Here is a 16,480-nt window from a genome sequence, read left to right as displayed (position 1 = left end):
TTAGTTACAATTTCGAGAAATCCCTCCATGTAAAATCGGCATAGTAAATAAACCCCACGCCAAACCCGTTATCAACCCAAAAGGAGTCACAACGTAATTGTGAAAACCCCACCAACCCAAAACTTGGGCTGCTAATTCCAACGGATAAGCCATCATCAAAACACTAGCAACCGCAACACCACTCCAACCATACTGACTCAACCAGTAAAAACCTTTACCACCTCTTACCCCATATAACAAACGAGTTACCAACAAACCTGTCACAGTTCCGTAACAACGCATACATACAGCCATGATATGTGGAGGAGCCAAAGCCACCCCCATATCGGGTTGCGGGCATACATGGCGACCCATAAAATAAATAATATCCCCAATAACAGGTAACAATGGTAACCCAGACGCTGCCAGAAAAGGAGCAACCAGTGGTCCAACTACCATTCCTGATAATAAGAAATCAGCAATAAAACTAACCCAACGAATTTGCAACTTCTTTTTAACAAGAACTCCTTCCATCTCTCTTCCTCTTTCCTCCGCGCACTCTGCGGTTCATTCATAAAAAGTTAAGTGGTGGGCATTGCCCACCCTACTTACTTAACCCACCTTAACAGTATAAGGACTCGTCAACTTATCCAATTGCTGTACTAACAGACTCAGGAATAATCCCACATCCGTCACCACACCAACTGATTCTATCGAACCGCGATCGCTTAACTTTGTCACCACTGCCGGATTAATATCCACACAAACCATTTTTACTCCAGAAGGAGTCATATTTCCCACGCCGATTGAGTGCAGCATTGATGACAGCATCAAAATCATATCCACACCTTTGAGCAACCTAGCGTACTCAGTTTGCGCTTTAATTAAATTCATTTCTGTATCTGGCAGAGGACCATCATCTCGAATCGAGCCAGCAAGACAGAAGGGTACACCATTACGGACGCACTCATACATCACGCCACTGTGAATTACCCCAGCCTCAACCGCTTTAGGAATACTACCATAGCGACGGATCGTGTTAATCACTTTCAAATGATGGCGGTGTCCTCCACGTACAGCAACACCCCGCTTCATATCCACACCTAGGGAAGTCCCCATCATGGATTGCTCGATGTCATGAACTGCGATCGCATTTCCACCAAGCAATGCCTGAACGTAACCTTCCCGAATCAGTTGCGACAGGTGTTCTCCACCTCCTGTATGAATCACTACAGGACCAGCCGTAACAGCAACTTTACCACCAGCATCTCGGATTTTACGTAATTCCCAAGCCACTTGCTCGACAACCAGTTCCACGCGCCGTTCGCTAGAAACTCCTGCTGACATAAAGCTAAATTCTTGAGTATTCCGTTGTTCCCGCGATTCTGTTTTACGGATGGTACGGATACCTTGCACGTCAACAACAACCCGTTCTCCTATTTCTAAATCGCGTAAAATTTTACACTGTGCAAACAAGCCATTAGGAGTTTGAGAAATTGCGATCGCGCCATCCATGCGCTGATTGTGTACCTTCACCCACTCACCATCAATCCGCACCTCAGTTGGATAAATTGTGGTGACATAGAAATCATCAGGTGCAACTCCCGGTAACTCAACAGGTTCGAGCTTAGCATCTCGCTCATCTTGGGGTAAATCCACCGCGCCCAAATCAATCAGAAGAGATAGAATAGTTTCCATGACCTCATGAGAAGGTGCTGAAACTCTTACCTCTGCTGCAGAAGTACTTTGCCGTTGTTCTCCCAACGAGAAATTTAGAACTTGGAAACTGCCACCATTATCTACAATTAAATCCAAAGCACGGTTAATTAAACCAGAATCCAACAAGTGTCCTTCAATGCGGAAAATGCGACTTTCTACCAATACGTTGGCATGAACTTCATCCCGCACGGGTTCTGTGACTCGTAGTGTCAAGCACTTAGCTGCACCACCTGCTTTTAAGAACTCAGTCAGTGGAGTTTCAATGACTTGAAATCCAACTTGTGCGAGACGTTCTTTTAAAGCATCAGAAGCTTTATTCATAACGACGATGTGGTCAACATTCACTGAATTGCAAGAGAAATTGACCGCATCAGCTTCTGAAATAGCTATGCGCTTATCCTTGTGAACCCGCATTTCTATCAAGCGATTAGAATAGGAATCAAAAGCAGGAGGATAATACAGCAAATAGCCATTACTGAGAGGACAGAAGCAAGTATCGAGATGGTAAAAGCGCTCATCAGTCAGGCGCAAAGACAGCACTTCGATATCCAACCATTTTGCCAGGTAGGGGTGAGAATCTAACTCGGTGCGGAAACCATATCCAGCCCACAGCCAGCGTCCTTCCCGATCCAGAAGTGCGTCTCCCGCACCCTCAAAAGGTAAATCTTTAGGTAGTTCGTAAACAGTATACCCATTATCTTCAAACCACTGCTTGAAGTAAGGTTCCTCCCCCTGACGCTCTTTGTGTAAAAAACGACTCAGAACAACGTTCTTCCCCAGCAACAAGCCAGCATTAGCTGTAAACACCATATCAGGCCAACCTTTCTGAGGTGGCACCAAGTCTACAATTGCGTATTCTTTAAGGACATGATACAGTTTTTCCCACTGTTCTACAGCACGTTCTTGAGAAGATTTGTGGATGTTCCCTTCCATCCAAGGGTTAATAACATAGTCCACATCGTAGTGGTCGGGGGAGCACATCAAAAAGCGAATCCGGGAATCCATAACAATTTAAAGTTGGGGTTAGATGCTAAACCTTTTTTGCCTTTTTCAATACAGATGTTTTTGAGCTTTCTTCTGTAGAATTTGCTACATTTTTGTCAAATTATTTACTGATTTAGTTAATAAAGGCACAAAGGTCATGCTATATTCTAGCTCTAGCGTGCAATCTGTTAAAAAAAGATATGACAAAGTTACATACTGATACTTTTAATCCAGACAACCTTAGACATCTAGGATATCTTCGGACAGACTGAATACAACATCATTCTCAGACACGCCTTGAATGAAGGTGGTATCCCATAACGCCTTGAGAAAAATCCCCAAGGCTCCTTGAAAATCACGCTTGATTTCATATCCGCAATTGGGACATTTAAACTTTTTGTTTCCGCCTAACTTGTGGTGAACATGACCGCATTTAGTACAGGTCTTTGACGTGTATTCTTCAGTCACACGTACTAATCTCGAACCGTAACGATTACAGAGATGTTGTAGGGTTTGACTAAAGTCATAAAAAGCCCAAGTCATCATCGCTCGTGCTGACTTACTTTTTAGTTTCCGCTTTTTCTTGACAACCCTTACGGGTTCGCCAGTCGCTTCAAGCGGGGGGACCCCGCCAACGCGCTGGCTCACCATTTGTGATGTCTCAAATGTTGGCAAGTAAATGACATCGTAATTACGAGCCAAGTGAGAAGCAACTTGTTTATGAGCTTCAGAACGTAAATTTTTAAGATGAGTCCTAACTCGTTCCATTGCTCCTTTCAATCTATGGCGAAAGCGTTTAAATTTACCTCCTTTTAACGAGAAACGTCACCAACTTACCCATTTACATGACCCTAGCACGAGCAATAACAGTCCTCGTCCTCACCATCATTATGTGTCTGATATCAGGTGCGATCGCCACTCGAAAACTACAATCAGCCGATCCAGCAGATATGTTTTAAATGGGTTAGTAGGGGCGTAATGCCTTACGCCCGTACAGAAGTTAGATCGAACAATTATCCGCGTCCATCTGCTACAGGCTGCGGTTAAAAATTATTATGAAACCCGTCATCTCCATAAAAAACCTCAACCATTACTTTGGTCGCGGTCAACTCCGCAAACAAGTCTTATTCGACATTAACCTAGAAATAAATCCAGGCGAAATTGTCATTATGACTGGACTCTCTGGATCTGGAAAAACCACACTTCTCACACTTGTAGGAGGATTGCGTTCCCCTCAAGAGGGTAGTATGCGTGTTTTAGAACGAGAATTATGCGGTGCAACCGCAAGAGAACTGACATTCGCAAGACGCAACAACGGTTAGATTTTTCAAGCTCACAATCTCCACGGCAGCCTCACAGCACTACAAAATGTTAAAATGGGTCTGGAATTACATGAAAATATAACTTCCGAACAAATGACCAGCCGTGCGATCGCAATGCTAGAACAAGTAGGATTGGGTCAGCGAATTAATTACTATCCCGATGACCTTTCACCTTTCAGGAGGGCAAAAACAAAGAGTCGCCATTGCACGCGCCCTAGTTGCAGAACCAAAAATCGTGCTAGCTGACGAACCAACAGCAGCACTGGATAAAAAATCCGGTCGAGACGTTGTGGAACTCATGCAACATCTGGCTAAAGAAAAACATTGCACCATTTTGTTAGTCACCCACGATAATCGTATTCTTGATATAGCCGATCGCATTGTCTACATGGAAGATGGTCGTTTAGCGAACAAAGAATCAATGAGTCACAGCATTCAGTAAATCGAAAAGGGTTTCCCCAATGGGCGATCGTAGTGGTTAGCTGCACAAAAGATTAAATTGCCTATCAAAGTCTGAAATATTATGTTGAAAATTAGCGATTATTTTAATTATCCCATATTGTGGCACGGGCGTCCTCGCCCGTCTTATGTAAGAGGATGTTTTAAAAGTGGTTAGCTATGATTTTAATCACATTATTACCCCCCTTAATCCCCCCTTATAAAGGGGGGAAACAAGAGCAATCTGGTTCCCTCCCCAATACATCGGGGAGGGTTAGGGTGGGGTAAAAAATATTTGATACATTGAGCGTGACTTTTCAAACATCCTCTAAGTGGCGGGCGTCCCTGCCCGCACCACAAAAAATTTTGGGATATTTTTTTATTTGGAAGTTCCCAACATGAAAAGTACAATTATCCAGACCGAAGAGAAAATTGCAGCAAGCCTTGCTCCAGAAAAAATGAATTGGTTTCGCCAACAAATGGTTAGTTGGGGAAACCAAAACAGAAGAGATTTTCCCTGGCGAAAAACATCAGATCCCTATGCTATTCTCGTTGCGGAATTTTTATTACAAAAAACCGATGCAGAAACAGTAGTTCCTATATACGAAACTTTTCTCTCTCGCTATCCTACTCTAAAGAGTTTGACAACAGCTAAGATCGAAGATATAGGAATTCTTTTAAATCCTCTGGGTCTTTTTTTCCGAGCCGAACGACTGCATCAATCAGCTTGTATCATTTGCGATCGCGATCGAGGAAAAATCCCCAATACAGAAAAGCAGTTACTCGAATTACCTGGAATTGGCAAGTATACAGCTCGTGCTATCTGCTCTCAAGCCTTCAGTCAACCTCTAGCCGTACTCGATACCAATGTTGCTCGCATTCTCGAACGCTTTTTTGGCTTGCAAGGAGAAAGGGTCAAATCGAGATGTAAGATACTTTGGCAAGCAGCAGAAAAAGTTGCTCCTGGTATAGAGGTAGGAAATTGGAATCTAACGCTGTTAGACTTTGGAGCATTAGTCTGTACAGCAAAAAATCCCCGATGCACTGAGTGTCCACTTTCTCAAAAATGTCGATTCTTTACCAAAGTCTGGGAATGATAAATAAGAGAGATTCTCCAGAGCTTTTGGTATAAACGATGTTACCGCGACCAGCACAACCCATAATTTGGGATAAATCAAAAAAACTTCCACTACGTCTGTTGCTAGTGCTTCCCTTTGTGCTGCAAATTTGTGCTGTGGTCGGTTTGACTGGATATCTGTCCTTACGAAACGGACAAAGAGCAGTTAATGATTTAGCGTCTAGATTGCGGAATGAAGTTAGTTTGCGAATAGACCAGCATCTTAATAGCTATTTAAACACAGCTCGCCATCTTGCTCAAATTAATGGAGATAGCATTGATTTGAGGTTACTCGACTCGGAAAATCAAGAGCAAATGGGTCAGTATTTTTGGAAGCAAATACGCTTATATCAAGTAGGTTACATAAGTTTTGGTACGCCAACAGGAGAATTCACTGGTGCTGGATTTTATACAGATCCTCAAAAGATAGTTGTAAACGTTAGTTCTCCTAAAAAGCACGGTAATAGAGATAATTATATTTATGAAACAGACGATAAGGGAAATCGTCTAAAGATAGGTGATATCTTTAAAAATTATGAGTTTGATAAAGAAGCTTGGTATACACAAACAGTCAAAGCTGGTAAATCTATGTGGAGCGAGGTTTATCAATGGGAGATTAAACCGTTTCCATTAGCAATTGCAGCTAATCGCCCAGTTTACGATAGCAATAAAAAATTAATAGGTGTAATTAGTATTGACCAGCGTTTAACGCAAATTAGCGATTTTTTACGTAAGCTAAAAGTGAGTCCGCAGGGTAGGACTTTTATTTTAGAGCGTAACGGACTACTTGTTGCAACTTCCACTGAGGAAAAACCGTTTAAAGTCGTCAACGAAAAACCCAAAAGGCTTTTAGCTGTAGATAGTAGCGATGAATTAATTAAATCAACTGGTAAATTTTTACAAGAAAGTTTTGGCGATGTTAGTAAAATTCAGCAAGCACAACAATTAAATTTTAGAATTAACGGTGAAAGAAAATTTGTACAAGTGACTCCTTGGCGCGATGAATGGGGTTTAGACTGGCTGGTAGTTATTGCTGTTCCAGAATCTGATTTTATGGAACAAATTAACGCCAATACACGTACTACCATTTTATTATGCCTGTGTGCTTTGGTATTAGCAGTCATATTGGGTTTATATACATCCAAATGGATTACTCAACCAATTTTAAAATTAGCTCAAGCATCATCAGCGATCGCAGACGGAAAATTAGACCAAAAAGTAGAATCATCAACAGTTAAGGAGGTAGGAATTTTAGGAGATTCGTTTAACCGCATGGCACAGCAATTGCAAGATTATTTTACTGCCTTAGAAACGACTAATAAAGAATTAGAAATCCGAGTAGAAGAGCGCACAGAACAGTTACAAATAGCTAAAGAAATTGCAGACAACGCTAATAAAGCCAAGAGTGAATTTTTAGCAAATATGAGTCACGAACTGCGAACACCGCTAAATGGAATTCTTGGCTACGCGCAAATTCTCCGACGGGGTGAACCTTTAACAGATAATGGACGTAAGGGAATAGATATTATTCAGCAATGTGCTTCTCACTTATTAACTTTAATTAACGATATTCTTGATTTATCAAAAATTGAAGCTAGGAAAATGGAACTATACATGATAAACTTTCATTTTCCATCTTTTCTCCAAGCAGTAGCAGAAATCTGTCGCGTTCGTGCAGAGCAAAAAGGAATTGATTTTCTCTATGAAGCAGACGCTCGATTACCTACAGGTATCCAAGCAGATGAAAAACGCCTGCGTCAAGTGTTAATTAATTTATTGGGTAACGCAATTAAATTTACCGAGAAAGGAAGCGTGACTTTTAAGATAAATGTTATTAGTCAAGAGTCAAAAGTCCAGAGTCCAGGCTCAAAGAGCAATGACACTGGACTTTTGACAAATGACACTGAACAAATGACCAAAATTCGTTTTGAGATAGAAGATACAGGTGTAGGAATGACTCCGGAACAAATAGAGAAAATATTCTTACCTTTTGAGCAAGTGGGGGATATGCAAAAACAAGCTGAAGGTACGGGGTTAGGATTGGCTATAAGTTTAAAAATAGTCTCGCTGATGAATAGTAAAATAGAAGTTGAAAGCGAGCAGGGTAAAGGTAGTCGCTTTTGGTTTGATGTTGAGTTAAAAGAAGCAGAAAATTGGGCTGAATCTTCTAGAGTTGATAAGATAGGTACTATTACGGGATATAAAGGAGAAAAACAGAAACTACTTGTAGTCGATGATAGATGGGAAAATCGTTCGGTAATTGTAAATTTGCTTCAACCGATTGGTTTTGAATTAATAGAAGCTACTAATGGTAAAGAAGGGTTAGAAAAAGCAATAGAAGAGCGACCCAGTTTAATTATCACTGATTTAGTGATGCCTATCATGCATGGTTTTGATTTAATTAAGTATTTACGAGAATTGGATGATTTTCAAGATATACCGATTATTGTAAGTTCTGCAAGCGTATATGAAACCGACCAATATCAAAGTTTAGATGCTGGTGCAAACGCTTTTCTACCCAAACCAGTACAAGTAGAAAGCCTTTTGGAATTGATAACCAAGAATATTCAAGTTGACTGGATTTATCAAGATAGCTCACTACAACAAAATCCTAGCCCACAAACAGAAATTATTCTACCATCACCTGAAGTTTTGCGACATCTATATCAAATAGCCAAAAAAGGTGATGTATACGCAATTATTGACGAAGCAAATAAGCTGAGCGAAAAAGATATTAATTTCACGCCATTTGCTCAAAAATTGACCAAGTTAGCGGAAAACTTCCAAATTAAAGCAATTCGAGAATTACTCAAAGAGTTGATTAATACATAACACCCCACTCCCTACTCCCCACTCCCTACTCCCTATTCTCTATGACTGAATCCAGTTTTATTTTGATTGTTGATGACAACCCTACAAACCTCTCCGTACTAGCGCAAACCCTGAGAGGAGCAGGGTATTCTATTCGTATAGAAACAGACGGTGAAAGCGTTTTAGAACAACTTGAAGAAGATAACGAACTTCCAGAATTAATTTTACTAGACATACAAATGCCTGGTATTGATGGGTTTGAAACATGTCGCTTGCTAAAGGAGAATCCGCGATCGCAAGATATACCAGTCATTTTTATGACTGCTCTTTCCGATACAGAAAGTAAAGTTAAAGGGTTATCAATGGGTGCTGTTGATTATATTACCAAGCCTTTTGAAGGGGAGGAAGTATTAGCAAGAGTCCGAGTTCATTTACAACTACGGTATTTAACAAAAAAACTGCTTCATTGGAATGAAGAACTCGAACAGAGAGTCACGAAACGAACAACTGCATTACAACAAGCGCAAGTACAATTAGTTCAGCAAGAAAAATTCGCAAGCATGGGTCAACTAGTTGCAGGGGTTGCTCATGAAATTAATAATCCAGTTGGTTGTATCGTTGGTAATATCGACCCAGCCTTTGATTATTTTAAAGATATAATAGAAGTCATTCGACTTTATCAAAAAAATTATCCCACTCCTGTTTCCGATATTCAACAAGCTTTAGAAGACCGCAATATTGATTTTGCTATCGAAGATTTACCTAAAATACTCGACTCGATTAAATTAAGTGCTCAAAGAATTAAAGATGTTTCTATTTCATTAAGAAATTTCTCTAGAAGTGAATCAAATGAAAAAATCTACGCTAATATTCATGAGTGCCTAGATAGCACATTGTTAATTTTACAACATCGCTTAAAAGCAGTTGGTAGTCGTTCAGCAATTAATATTATTAAACAATATGGAAATCTTCAAGAAATAAAGTGTTTTCCAGGATTATTGAATCAAGTATTTATGAATTTAATAGCAAATGCTATCGATGCTTTGGAAGACATTGTGAATCCTAACATTCGTATTTCAACTTCTATGTTCGATTCACAATTTGTGGAAGTTCGCATTGCTGATAATGGAATAGGGATAAGCGAATCTGTTAAACAAAATTTGTTTCAGCCCTTGTTTACAACTAAACCTATGGGTAAAGGAACTGGATTGGGACTATCAATTTCGCGACAGATTATTGAAGAAAAACACGCTGGTAAAATTTATTATGAATCTGTAACAGGTAAAGGTACTGAATTTATTTTCACCTTACCCGTTAACAATTGAGTCAGAGAGTTTTTCCCTACCCTAGGGCGTGTTTTCAAACTCTTATAGCTCCCCCCAACCCCCCTTTTTAACGGGGGCTAAGATACTCAAAAGTCCCCCTTTTTAAGGGTGATTTAGGGGGATCTAAAAAATTAGGAGGCTAAACGAGTAGTTTGAAAACACGCCGTAACCCCTAACCCCTATTTTCAAGTCAGCTTCTCATTTTTCTCTATTCGTTACTTATTAGGTGATACCAATGAAACTAAGAATGCTTTCAACTGCTGTATGCTTTTTCATAGTAGGTTTAGTCACAACTTCTACTCTTAAAGCACAAACACCCCCAGCCAGTACCTACAACCCTGGTAACTGGCAACCTGTGGCGCGGGTTGCTAGCCCCAAAGCCCCTATCGAACTTCAATTGGTCAATAAAACAGGATTAACCTTAGAATATGGTTTAACAGACTTAGGTTTTACTGGGAAATTACCTCCAGGAAGTAGCACTGTACGTAAAGGTGTGATTCTTCCTGATTTCCTGTTAATTAATGCTATGGAACCATTAGTGAGATTAAACTATGACGTTACAGTTAATGGTAATATTGTGACTGTGGCAATTCGACAAGCAGGATCGGGAGCGGGAGATACAACAATTAATTTGCAGCAAACAGGCGGGATTTACGTTTATTAAATCAGTTGGTTTAGATCCCCGACTTCTTCAAGAAGTCAGGGATCTGGCAGCCCCCCAAATCAATATGGTTAAGTACTGTATCAAAGTGCGATCGCAGATTCTGACGTGCCCATACAATCTTAATCTGTTTGTAAAAGTTACGCTGTAATTTGCTTCACCGTAAATCTACGGTTAGAAATAGTTAATATTGATGTACTTACTTCGGATGGAAGACAACTTTTAAAACCCAGTGTTATGCTTTGGGCTATCTATACGTAAACCTTACTCAATAATTGGTTTAATCCAGTGTTAAGCTCCAAGTTAGTCAAGATTCCACAACAATTGGTAGAGGAACAAATGCAACAAGAGCGAATGCATGATGTTCTTCTGCTGCTAAATCATTTAACTCAAAATGAGGAAGCCACCGTCAAGCTGATTTTAGATGCTCTGTACGATGTCGCTTCAGTGAACCTAATTAACAAAAAGCTTCAGAATCGCTCTCTCAACGTTGTAGCAAAATCAATTGCGAGAATGTCCAAACCAGTCTTCAAAATCTTTGCACTGCGTTGGTTTCAAAAGAATTGTCCCCAATTAATTACAAACTGGCTGTACTCACAAGTGACTTTCACAGTTGTACAACCAGAAGTTGTTCCTACAGCTATAGTTCCAGAAACCCAATTAGACTCTTTATCAAGAATAGACAATACCAGTCAAGACGAGATTAAGCGTCTCCGTTCTGAGGTGAGATATCTCGCTGGTATATCATTAGGAGCACTTATTGCTCTGGCTACCACTGTCCTATGGGGTAACCCTCAGCTAAAGACCATCTCTTCTCAGCCCGTTTCTTCAGTTGGCATATGCCTTCCAACTGATGTAAAAAGCTATGACAGTTCCCGGAGATAATCAAAAAGTAGTAGAATAGGGTTACTCTTCAGACAAAAAAGTCATGGAGTCAACTTGATTATCTACGACATTCAAAATGTAGTTAAAACTTATTCCGGTCAAACCCTCCCTGCTAATAAGAACATCTCTCTTCAAATTTTTGAGGCTGAAATTTTTGGAATTTTAGGTGATAATGGCGCTGGTAAAAGTACTTTGGTTCGCCAAATGGTTAATTTACTGGCAAGCGATTCTGGCTCGATTTCTCTACTAGGAAAAAATATCGTTGAGGCTCCCTATTTAGTTCAAATGAATGTAGGTTATATGCCTCAAGAAAGCGGCGCACTCAATAATTTAACTGTAGGGGAAGCTTTATACTTTACCTCTCATCTTCGGGGATTAAGTCGAGCTGATGCACAAAAAGAATGTAATTATTTACTGGATTTGTGGCAAATTCGAGAACTTCGCCACAAACCGAGTTCGCGTCTATCAGGCGGACAAAGGCGACTGTTACGTTTAGCAGTGGCAATGGCAGGTTTGCCACCCGTACTTATTTTAGATGAACCAACGAACGATCTCGATCCCCAACGTCGCAAACTTGTTTGGGATAATCTACGTCAAATTAATCAGGAACAAGGTACGACGATTATTTTGATTACTCATGATGCGATCGAAGCAGAAAAAGCAATTCAAAGAGTTGGAATTATGCGTGCGGGAGAATTGGTAGCAGTAGGACGCCCTAGCGAACTCAAGCAACAAGTGGATCGGATGTTACGTTTGGAATTATTTTTTTCACCAGATTCTCCACCAGATATACCAGCTAGTTTAACGTACATTCCACTAGAACCCGGTCATTGGCAGGTGTTATTGGAATGGAACCAAGTCACTTCAACTCTTAATAGCCTTAATTTAGATAAGATAGACGACTTTCGGCTTTATTCAGCAACTCTAGAAGATTTATATCTGCACTATGCCACCAAAGCGTAATCACTCTGTATTTGTACAAATTGTGGACTTATTTCTGATGGAACTGACCAACTGGCGCTGGTCTTGGCAGACAATAATCCTCACTAGTACAGTTACCCCCATACTCGGAATTATTGCTCTTGGTAGCTTTGCCCGAGGTACGGGACAGGAAGCACAAGTGTATATTTTGACAGGTAATCTTGTTATGTCCCTCATGTTTGGTAATTTGGGCAATGTGTCGTCTCGATTTAGCTACATGAGATTTGCTGGAACTTTGGATTATTATGCAACGTTACCTATTCGTCGCGAAGCCTCTGTTCAGATGGGAGCACCAGCCAAATCATTTCGGATGGCATTAGGGGCATTAATAATTAAAGAAAAACTGGGAATAAGCGACAGAGAAACAGTAGAACAGTTTAAAGAAAATCCTTATTTACAGTACTTTATAGGGATGTCGTCTTATAGTAACGAAGCTCCGTTTGACGCATCAATGTTAGTACATTTTCGGGAAAGAATTAGGGATGAACTTGTTAACAAAGTAAATCAACAAATGGTAAAGAAGATGCTAGAAGCAACATCTTCTCAACGACTGAAAAAAAAACAGAATTACCAGAAAAAGAAGAGAATACACCGGAAAATTGGGGAAAATTAATAATAGATGCAACTTGTGCTCCGGGTGATATCAGCTATCCGACAGATTTAGAGCTACTCAATCAAGCCAGAAAGCAGACAGAAAAAATTATAGATTCTCTTTATGAACCGATTTGGGTCAACTAGAGAAAAAACCAAGAACATATAGAGAGGTAGCAAGAAAGGATTATCTGAATGTGGCAAAAAAACGTCGCGTTTCTCAAAAAGAGAGGAGAAAAGCGATAAAGAAACAACTTCAATATATCAAAAGAAACTTCTCTCATATTGATAAGCTAATAGAGTTAGAAGCCACTCTTTCAAATTTAAGTAACAGGCAATATAAAATGTTGCTAGTCGTGAGAGAAGTCTATCGTCAACAACTCTGGTTGTATGAAAATCATTCATCAGAGTATTGACGATCGCATTGTGAGTTTAACCCAACCACATATCCGTCCAATTATTCGAGGGAAAGCTGGTAAATCCGTAGAATTTGGGGCAAAATTGTCTGCCAGTTACTTTGATGGCTATGTATTTTTAGACCATATCAGTTGGGATAATTTTAATGAATCGGGAGACTTAAAAGACCAAATAGAAGCCTTTAAAGATTATACGGGTTATTATCGGTGAATCTGTCCATGTTGATAAAATTTATCGCACCTTCTTAGAACCGAGCTTGGTGTAAAGAAAGAGGTATTATCATGAGTGGACCACCTCTAGGAAGACCTCCAGCTAATATCAGTAAAGAAAAAAGCTGAAGGATTTACTGTTAGCAGTTCAGGAGTATTTGGATTCGTTGCACTGAAAAAACCTTGCTCGCCAAACTGTATTGCATTAGCAGTCGTCCCCACAATCGAACCCCTCACATCCAAACTGGCATTTTTTCCAAATATAATTCCATTGGGATTTATCAAAAACAAGTTAGCATTACCCAAAACACCAAGTTTCCCAAAAATCCTGGTTGCGTCACTCCCCGTCACCCGACTTAGAATATTCTCAATTCCAGATGGATTGGCAAAATACACCTCTCGTCCTTCACCGACATGAAATTGTGAAAAACAGTGAAACAGGTTAGCGCCACGAATCGCTCCGCCATCGATTCTGTCAGCTTGTGGGCTTGTTGGTGTGACTACAGAACTTTCTGCTCCCAGTGTATTATCAACTACGGGTTTGAGTTCTTGAGCAACAGTGGCATCTACAGAGAATGCGAGTGGGAGCAACACGGCTGCACTCAGCGCACGCACCGGAGCCATCTTTAACCTCAAGAAGAACCCATACACAAGAGCGTTTATCCTTGACAAGCGACACCTCCTAGCACTGCTTTGCAGTTGCACTCTTTTTTGATTCAACCACATTTTCTGTGACTGAGTGTGTTTCTTAGGAGAAAAAGTCTAAAAACTAGACAAAACAAACATTGTAGCAGTACAGGATGAGATGAATTCATGTCAATAATATTTAATAAATGAGAATGAACGGGAATTTAAACACTCTCAGTATCTTAAGAGAGAAAGATGAATTTATCTTGCTTGTCTACCTTCGTACTTCTGCCTTCTTTAACAACAAACCTTGTTTCCTGATGATTTAAAATCATAGTACTTGTGTGACATATTGATTTTATGATGATTTAAAAGTACAAACAGGTAAAAGCAAAATGCTCTTAAAGTTAAGCTTAGCTTGTCTTCTAAATTTTTGGATAAGTCGCTTGTACTAAGTGTTTTCACTAGTGCAAGCTGCATAGGGAATTGACTTACATAGTCCGCATTGAGATAAGAGCGATACTGTTGTTGATTCATCAGATACGTCTTAAAAAAAATGATATTGAGTGCATTAATATACTGTGACACAAATGCATGATTAGTCCCAACAACGAATGGAGGAACCGGAACCGCCTCATTTGGAGAGGAAGCGAGTGCAGAAAAATGAGTTGCACCCGTCATGAGGGCTAGATATTTATTAGGTGTTGTTAGCCAAGTGAAGGGTTGGATTTGTTCGGGTAGAGCGGGCGCGATCGCATCTGCACTGCTCGCAACAATCATCGTTGGTACTCTAATTTGACTTAGCCCAGCTTGCCCAAAGATTGCACTGCTAAAAGGGTTGATTGCGATCGCGGCTTTAATTCGAGGATCGGACAAATGGGAGGGCAGTTGAGGGAGTTGTGTTGCTCCGCATTGTAGCAACAGTGACAGATTCAGCGAATTTTGAGACGCTTGACACACGGTTTTGAGATGTTGCGCTTGAAGCGTCGCCCCCGCAACAGCTAGAGCTGTGTATCCTCCAAATGACTGCCCAACAATCCCTACGTTTTGCAAGTCTAATCGCTCTTGAAGATCGGAATTGAAGCGAGATAACTGCTCCAACTTGTCCAACAACTTACTCACATCTATTGGACGATTGACAAATTCTTGTGGCGAGGTGATATCTCTCACTCTTCCTGCTAGCAATGCTGCTAACTGATTTGAATCACTCCCAGAATGTTGTGGAACGACAACAGCAAATCCATGAGAGGCGAGATGTTCGGCTAGATAGGCAAAACTGAAGCGATCGGAACCCAGTCCGTGAGAAATGATTACAATTGGATGCCGTGTTCTTGAACGCGGAAGATAGAGATCGGTTGGAATTTGTCGATCGCGCTCTGGATCGCTCAAGGTCAAGGTTTGCTTCTGCCAAGCCAGCCTTCCAGGTTGCCGCAAGTTTTCAGATCTTGAGAGGTCAAAGGGAAACTGTGTCTCTTGTGCCTCTAGCATCGCTTTTTGATTGACAATCATACTTGCATCATGGGTCTGATTCACAAACTGATTCACGTCTCCAACCAAAGCAAGCGCTTCTTCAAGCTTGATGTAAACGGTTTTAGAAGGAAACTGTCGTAGAACCTCTAAAGGCATGAAGCCCTGTGGATTTCTTGCAGCTAGAATCATCGCTTCTCGTAGGGCATGAAACTCAGATACGTGTCCATCAGTTTTAATCACTTGCCCTAAACGCTCCAGTAGTTTCTTTCCGATCGGGGTGTGTAGAAACTGAGAAACGGCAACAGAATTGAGTGGAATTTTAGTGGACAACAATTGTTGCAATTGAGCGAGTTGCTTTGAATTGATTCTGGAAGTATAGTCAGCCCATTTACTGTCGATTCGACCTGTGCGAGCATAAGTTTCCAAAGATGAGATCGGAATTGAGCCGGATAAAAAACTATAGGACATTCCAATCCGCTCTGCACTTCGCGCAGGATGCAGGACAGCGAAAACAGGCAGGACGCATGACAATGTGAGCGTTAATCGGCTGATTAACTTGCTGTTAAAAAGATTCATTGTTCTAACCTAAATCTCTTATAGAACTCATTTAGGAACTCTGGTTGATAAAACATAAAATAAGCAGGAAAGCCGTTTCAGAGAACACATTGTTTCAGGGAGAAAATCATAGTTTGGAAACGACAAGAAACATGAAATTCAGAGAACCTTAGTCTTAGAGGTTGTTTGAAAAGTAGTTGGTTGTGATTTTAGGCACTTATCGATCCCCCCTAGCCCACGCCAGTTGCTGTGAGTTCGGGAGACCCTCCTGCAGCGCTGGCTCCCCTTAAAAAGGGGGGAAAGTACTCTTAAAGTCCCCCTTTTTAAGGGGGATTTAGGGGGATCTTGAATCTGTTGCTACTAATGAAAAGACTTTTCAAACATCCTCT

Annotated in this window: 11 protein-coding genes and 3 pseudogenes; 9 read left to right on the top strand and 5 right to left on the bottom strand. The window is 40.6% G+C overall.

The features are described from left to right. The 3 genes from ACKTT2_RS15465 to ACKTT2_RS15455 all read right to left on the bottom strand — a co-directional run bounded on the left by ACKTT2_RS15465 (position 1) and on the right by ACKTT2_RS15455 (position 3,450). Positions 1 to 513 (bottom strand): DUF2085 domain-containing protein, encoded by a 513-nt coding sequence (locus tag ACKTT2_RS15465; protein ID WP_407888360.1) that lies wholly within the window; start codon positions 511 to 513, stop codon positions 1 to 3. A 78-nt stretch (positions 514 to 591) separates the two neighbouring features. Further along, on the bottom strand, positions 592 to 2,703 hold the full coding sequence (argZ, locus tag ACKTT2_RS15460; protein WP_407888358.1) for a bifunctional arginine dihydrolase/ornithine cyclodeaminase: 2,112 nt from the start codon (positions 2,701 to 2,703) through the stop codon (positions 592 to 594). Positions 2,704 to 2,922: 219 nt separating this feature from the next. Then, positions 2,923 to 3,450: a zinc ribbon domain-containing protein gene (locus tag ACKTT2_RS15455; protein WP_407888356.1), complete on the bottom strand. Its 528-nt coding sequence runs from the start codon at positions 3,448 to 3,450 to the stop codon at positions 2,923 to 2,925. A 44-nt stretch (positions 3,451 to 3,494) separates the two neighbouring features. Between ACKTT2_RS15455 and ACKTT2_RS15450 the strand changes: the two are divergent. The 9 genes and pseudogenes from ACKTT2_RS15450 to ACKTT2_RS15410 form a co-directional block, all read left to right on the top strand. Further along, positions 3,495 to 3,641, top strand: a pseudogene (locus ACKTT2_RS15450) (ABC transporter); the annotation flags it as partial. Positions 3,642 to 3,737: 96 nt separating this feature from the next. Further along, positions 3,738 to 4,446, top strand: a pseudogene (locus ACKTT2_RS15445) (DevA family ABC transporter ATP-binding protein). A gap of 394 nt (positions 4,447 to 4,840) precedes the next feature. Beyond that, a complete protein-coding gene (locus ACKTT2_RS15440; RefSeq protein ID WP_407888354.1) occupies positions 4,841 to 5,539 on the top strand; it encodes an iron-sulfur binding domain-containing protein in 699 nt (232 codons plus the stop codon). 38 nt (positions 5,540 to 5,577) lie between these two features. Next, a complete protein-coding gene (locus ACKTT2_RS15435; protein WP_407888353.1) occupies positions 5,578 to 8,391 on the top strand; it encodes an ATP-binding protein in 2,814 nt (937 codons plus the stop codon). 41 nt (positions 8,392 to 8,432) lie between these two features. Next, positions 8,433 to 9,695 carry a sensor histidine kinase gene (locus tag ACKTT2_RS15430; protein WP_407888351.1) on the top strand — a complete coding sequence of 421 codons (1,263 nt, stop codon included), beginning with the start codon at positions 8,433 to 8,435 and terminating at the stop codon, positions 9,693 to 9,695. Between the two features lie 235 nt (positions 9,696 to 9,930). Beyond that, the gene (locus ACKTT2_RS15425; RefSeq protein WP_407888349.1) at positions 9,931 to 10,359 is read left to right on the top strand and encodes a hypothetical protein; all 429 of its coding nucleotides are present in this window, start codon (positions 9,931 to 9,933) and stop codon (positions 10,357 to 10,359) included. Between the two features lie 285 nt (positions 10,360 to 10,644). Then, positions 10,645 to 11,241: a hypothetical protein gene (locus tag ACKTT2_RS15420; RefSeq protein ID WP_407888347.1), complete on the top strand. Its 597-nt coding sequence runs from the start codon at positions 10,645 to 10,647 to the stop codon at positions 11,239 to 11,241. A 54-nt stretch (positions 11,242 to 11,295) separates the two neighbouring features. Next, on the top strand, positions 11,296 to 12,204 hold the full coding sequence (locus tag ACKTT2_RS15415; RefSeq protein WP_407888345.1) for an ABC transporter ATP-binding protein: 909 nt from the start codon (positions 11,296 to 11,298) through the stop codon (positions 12,202 to 12,204). Positions 12,205 to 12,496: 292 nt separating this feature from the next. Beyond that, a pseudogene (locus ACKTT2_RS15410) lies at positions 12,497 to 13,562 on the top strand (IS5 family transposase); the annotation flags it as partial. On the opposite strand, the gene ACKTT2_RS15405 reads toward ACKTT2_RS15410, so the two are convergent. Next, positions 13,527 to 14,063 (bottom strand): two-partner secretion domain-containing protein, encoded by a 537-nt coding sequence (locus tag ACKTT2_RS15405; RefSeq protein WP_407888343.1) that lies wholly within the window; start codon positions 14,061 to 14,063, stop codon positions 13,527 to 13,529. The pseudogene ACKTT2_RS15410 and the gene ACKTT2_RS15405 overlap by 36 nt on opposite strands. A gap of 300 nt (positions 14,064 to 14,363) precedes the next feature. Next, positions 14,364 to 16,112 (bottom strand): alpha/beta hydrolase, encoded by a 1,749-nt coding sequence (locus ACKTT2_RS15400; protein WP_407888341.1) that lies wholly within the window; start codon positions 16,110 to 16,112, stop codon positions 14,364 to 14,366. Positions 16,113 to 16,480: the final 368 nt, after the last annotated feature.

It is taken from the genome of Scytonema hankhaensis NUACC26 (assembly GCF_045865695.1).
Lineage (GTDB): Bacteria > Cyanobacteriota > Cyanobacteriia > Cyanobacteriales > Nostocaceae > Scytonema.
The sequence above is the reverse complement of the archived record's forward strand: the minus strand, read 5'-3'. Positions and strand labels throughout refer to the sequence as shown.

Excerpts from the sequence above, each read along its gene's own strand:
- ACKTT2_RS15425 (WP_407888349.1), top strand. The coding sequence starts at position 9,931 with ATGAAACTAAGAATGCTTTCAACTGCTGTATGCTTTTTCATAGTAGGT.
- ACKTT2_RS15440 (WP_407888354.1), top strand. The coding sequence starts at position 4,841 with ATGAAAAGTACAATTATCCAGACCGAAGAGAAAATTGCAGCAAGCCTT.
- ACKTT2_RS15400 (WP_407888341.1), bottom strand. The coding sequence starts at position 16,112 with ATGAATCTTTTTAACAGCAAGTTAATCAGCCGATTAACGCTCACATTG.
- argZ (WP_407888358.1), bottom strand. The coding sequence starts at position 2,703 with ATGGATTCCCGGATTCGCTTTTTGATGTGCTCCCCCGACCACTACGAT.
- ACKTT2_RS15455 (WP_407888356.1), bottom strand. The coding sequence starts at position 3,450 with ATGGAACGAGTTAGGACTCATCTTAAAAATTTACGTTCTGAAGCTCAT.
- ACKTT2_RS15435 (WP_407888353.1), top strand. The coding sequence starts at position 5,578 with ATGTTACCGCGACCAGCACAACCCATAATTTGGGATAAATCAAAAAAA.
- ACKTT2_RS15465 (WP_407888360.1), bottom strand. The coding sequence starts at position 513 with ATGGAAGGAGTTCTTGTTAAAAAGAAGTTGCAAATTCGTTGGGTTAGT.
- ACKTT2_RS15430 (WP_407888351.1), top strand. The coding sequence starts at position 8,433 with ATGACTGAATCCAGTTTTATTTTGATTGTTGATGACAACCCTACAAAC.
- ACKTT2_RS15405 (WP_407888343.1), bottom strand. The coding sequence starts at position 14,063 with ATGGCTCCGGTGCGTGCGCTGAGTGCAGCCGTGTTGCTCCCACTCGCA.